This window comes from Fervidobacterium sp. (assembly GCF_059913585.1).
On sequence record NZ_DBOLZL010000008.1, the window covers coordinates 1 to 4,833 of the forward strand.

Sequence of the window (4,833 nt, forward strand, 5' to 3'; positions counted from 1 at the left end):
TGGCTTTCGTTGTCCATGAGATGAACAAAGATGAAAATGGTTACAATTCCAACATATGGCTTTATAACACCACCACAGGGTCTCTATCGCAACTTACCTCATCAAATCGGGATAACTCTCCAATTTGGTTGGATGATTCGAGGTTGCTTTTTGTTTCTTGGCGAGAAGAAAAGGACAGAAAGCGAAAAGAAAATGGTGAACCACTGACCCCGTTTTACGAGATAAACACCTCTGGCGGAGAAGCAAAACGAGTTTTTGAGTTACCTTTCTTTGCTGAACGGATTAAGAAGATAAACGATAGTGTGTTTTTATTCACTGCTGTATATGACCACAGGTTGGGAGAGTTTTGGAAATTGAGTGCCGAGGAAAAAGAAAAATTGCTCAAGGCATTAAAAGATGAAAAAGACTATGAAGTTCTTGACGAAATCCCATTCTGGGCAAACGGTGCGGGATTCACTAACAAAAAGAGGACAAGGCTTTTCAGATACAATATTCAAACCCAAGAAATCACACCTGTCACAGATGAATTTTCCAACGTGGAATATATATCTGATAGTCCAGATGGAAAAACAGTCCTATACATCGCAAATTTCTTCAAAGACGTTATGAAAATGCCCAACGATTTATTCCTCTACGATGTGGAAAAGAACGAAACAATAAAGCTTACCCACCACGACCACTTCATGTACACACTTGCCGAGTTCGTTGATGGAAAAGTAATTTTTGCTGGAAGTGATATGAAAAGATATGGTATAAACGAAAATCCGAAATTTTACGTCCTTGATTTATCCAGCAAACAAGTAGAGTTAATCACGCCCGATTTTGACTTAGATATAGGCAACAGTGTTAATAGCGACTGCAGATATGGCAGAAACAGAATTGTTAAGGTCGATGGAAAATACTTGTATTTTGTGAGCACTCAATGGCATGATTCTCAGTTGTTTAGACTTGACATTTCCGGAAACATCGAACAACTCACATATGAAACAGGTTCGGTTGATGGGTTTGATGTGTTGAATGGAAAGATATTCTTTGTTGGGTTGAGGAATATGAAACTCCAAGAGCTTTACGAACTTATTGGAAAGCAAGAAAAGCAACTAAGCCAATTTAACGAGTGGGTACAGAAAGAAAGGTATATCTCAAGACCGGAACGCTTCACATTCAACACGAAAGATGGAACAACCCTCGAAGGCTGGGTTATGAAACCTTTCAACTTCGAGCCAGGCAAGAAATTCCCCACGATTTTGGAAATCCACGGAGGACCAAAGACGGCTTACGGGGAAGTCTTTGTTCACGAAATGCAACTATTGGCAAGTGAAGGATATGTAGTTATTTACTGTAACCCAAGAGGTAGTGATGGTAGAGGAAATGAATTTGCAGATATACGTGGTAAATACGGAACTGTTGACTATGAGGATATAATGCAATTTGTGGATGAGGTAGTCAAAAGATATGAGTTCGTAGACGAAGACAAAATAGGGGTTACGGGTGGTTCGTATGGAGGGTTCATGACCAACTGGATAATTGGACACACGGATAGATTCAGAGCGGCAGTATCGCAAAGAAGCATCGCAAATTGGATAAGCAAGTTTGGAACAACAGACATTGGGTATTTCTTTGTCGAAGACCAGCACCTTGCAACTCCATGGAGTGACCACGAAAAACTATGGTGGCATTCGCCAATGAAATATGCGGATAAAGTAAAAACCCCGACACTTTTCATCCATTCAGATGAAGACTACAGATGCTGGCTTGTAGAGGCTATCCAAATGTTCACATCGTTGAAATACCACGGAGTGGAGTCAAAGTTGGTGATATTCAAAGGTGAGAACCACGATTTAAGCAGAACAGGAAAACCACTGCACAGATTGAGAAGACTCAAAGAGATTCTTGAGTGGTTTGATAAATACCTCAAAGCCAATGAATAAACAACGAGGGGACGTTTTGTCCCCTTATTCGTATCACAGTTTCATTTAACTTTTGGGCGGCTTCTTCATCAAAGATGATTTACGGTGCGTTTATATCAATTGATGTTCAAAATTTTCCATCCCAAATTTGCATAATTTGATGCTATAATACAAACTGGGAGAACGGTATTTAGATGATGAATAGTTTTCAAAGAATTCGAATATCAAAGGCATTCTTCTCAGTTGTACTATATGTTTCTATTTTTGGTATTTGTGCGGATAATCTGTTAGTGTTAATTAGTTTGTTTTACCCCTATAAATACGAGGTATTCTACGATAAGGCATTTAGAGAAGAGTTATATGATTTAATTATAGACCATCGAGACAAACGTTCAAAAATCATGGAGAAGTTAGAGTTTTATACTCGGCTGTTGGCAGAGCAAGGTCCGAAGGTACTACCCACGGAAAAGGCGTTTGAAAAAGTCAAGAGTACAAGTAATATTTATGAGCTTAGATTACTGAGAAATCCCAACTTGCGTATATTACTAACATTCTGCGATACTAACAAAATTGTGTTTTTGACCATTTTTTATGAAAAAAGTACGAAAAAGGATTATAGTAGATACATTAAAATTGCAGAAGGGAGATTAAAGAATAATTGTTAGCTAACAAGGAATACGAAGGAGGTAAAAAGCTATGTCTAACAATATGTTCGATTTGCTAAAAGAATTAGGACATGAACCTAACAAAGAAGACAGTCAATACATTAGTGTGTTAGCCCATGTTGCTGGAGAATTGCTGGCATACAGAAAGAAACATCGGTTAACCCAGAAACAACTGGCAGAAAGGTTAGGAGTAACACAGGCAATGGTATCTAAACTTGAATCAGGTGATAGTAACATTTCAGTCAAGAAACTTGCAGAAATTGCAGCAAAACTTGGTGGTAGTTTGTATGTTACGCTGAACTTAATCCCACAGCAGGATGATAACTTTGAAAGCTACGAGAATTGAGTAAATGGCGTAGCTAACTTGTTGTTGATTGCAAGGGCTTTTATCGCTTCCGTTACTTCACAAATAACATATCCTCCCATGGTATTGCCATTATTTGATTTGAAATCATGGCAAAAGTAAATTCTTTAGCTTTCGCTTTTTAATAAAATACAACAGGTTAATCCGTAGAAAAATAAGGAATGCATGTTAGAATAAGTGGTTCTGGACTTACACCAAAGATGAAAACATATAAAAAGCTACCCCCGAACGGACTTGTCCACGAAAGCGATATAAAATATAAAAAACCCTTCTCACTCAGCATGGCTTCGGTAATGACGGAGCCATGTTTTTTTCGCTTTTAATCTTTTATCTTTTCTTTGTATTCTTCTTTCTTCTTCCTTTTGGTTTAATCCAAAAGAAGTTTTTTGTCTATATTGCAAAAACTGTCGTATTTTGTCGAACATATTCGATAAATTCGTGCGTTTTTATCGAATATAGTCGATAATTTCCAACAGTGTGTGATATAATATTCTCAGGCAGAACAGTAAATACAAGAGGTGGGAAATATGAGGATTGATGAACTATATGTTTTGAATCCGTGGTGGAGAGAGCCTAAATCAATCTATACAGATAGGTATATCGTGGCTTTTCAACACAGTGTTTTCAAACACTACCCTGAAAAACTTTTCTTGAGCATTCAAAAAGATAGACCTGGAATTTACACAATTCGTGGACCAAGACAAATAGGAAAGACAACATTTTTGAAGATGTATATTAAGAATCTTTTGGAAAGCGGTGTAAAACCCACAAATTTAATCTTTTTGACCTGTGATGGGATAAAAGACCGATTCGAGCTCGGTGATATGCTTACGATCTATCTTCAGACTTATGGTTCAAAGTCGAATCAGCTGAATTACATACTTGTAGATGAAGTTACCGTTATAAAAGACTGGCAACTAACGATTAAATATCTGGCAGATTTGGGGATGTTTGATAAAAGTGTAGTAATTCTTACAGGTTCGTCCGCTTACGACCTAAAGCATTCGAGTGAGAAACTGCCAGGCAGAAAGGGGCAAGGGAAGGACCTTGTATACATGCCGATAACATTCAACGAGTATTTAGAGAACATAGGCATAAGAGTTGAAAAACTTTCTTTGTCAGATATCCTTTCACTAACCGAAGATGAAATCAACAAACTTAGGTTGGAATACGGGTTTATCAAGGAACATTTCTTCAGATACCTTAGTACAGGTGGATTTCCGAGGGTTATAGGTGAGTTTCTGGAAAAAGGAACTGTGCAGGAGAGCATAAATATTTACAAAGATTTTGTGCTTGGTGATGCTGAAAAGTACATAGGTTCAAGAACAAAGGTGCTGGAAATTCTGAGGAAACTCCCAGAGATAGTGGGACAGAGGTTTTCGTGGAACTCACTAGTTGATATTTTCTCAGGCGGTATTGGAAGCGTAGATACAATACAAAAGTACATGGAATACCTTGCTTATAGTTTTATAACATTCAACGTCTTCTTCATAGACCCATCGATGAAGTGTATAAAACCAAAGAAAGAAAAGAAGGTTTATCCAATCGATAAAATTATCGCCGATGTTATTACTCAACTTAGTGGAAAAACATTAGGCTTACCGCAACTTATTGAGCTTATGGTTTTGAGGCATATTCTAAAAGATGAGAACGTTTCATCAGGTTTGAATCTCTACGAAGGACCTTACTTCTGGTACTCCGAAAGGGGAAACGAAATTGACTTTGTTTGTGAACGTGACGGAAAGTTGATACCGATAGAAGTCAAATATCAGAAAAACATCAGTAAATCAGATTATCTAGGAATGAAGAAAGTCTTTGGTAAAGGTATTATTGTTACACAAGAAACATCATTCAAAGATGAAGGTATTATCGGGATTCCTGCATGGTTGTTCTTTGG

4 protein-coding genes are annotated in these 4,833 nt (G+C 37.6%); all 4 read left to right on the forward strand.

From position 1 onward, the window contains the following. Positions 1-1,928: S9 family peptidase (locus tag AC3M61_RS01745; protein ID WP_500779225.1), on the forward strand; the 1,928-nt coding region annotated here is incomplete at its 5' end. A gap of 173 nt (positions 1,929-2,101) precedes the next feature. Next, a complete protein-coding gene (locus AC3M61_RS01750; RefSeq protein WP_500779226.1) occupies positions 2,102-2,572 on the forward strand; it encodes a type II toxin-antitoxin system RelE/ParE family toxin in 471 nt (156 codons plus the stop codon). Positions 2,573-2,603: 31 nt separating this feature from the next. Then, positions 2,604-2,918: a helix-turn-helix domain-containing protein gene (locus AC3M61_RS01755; RefSeq protein WP_500779227.1), complete on the forward strand. Its 315-nt coding sequence runs from the start codon at positions 2,604-2,606 to the stop codon at positions 2,916-2,918. Between the two features lie 545 nt (positions 2,919-3,463). Then, positions 3,464-4,833 (forward strand): ATP-binding protein (locus AC3M61_RS01760; protein WP_500779228.1); only part of this gene is annotated, 1,370 nt, incomplete at its 3' end.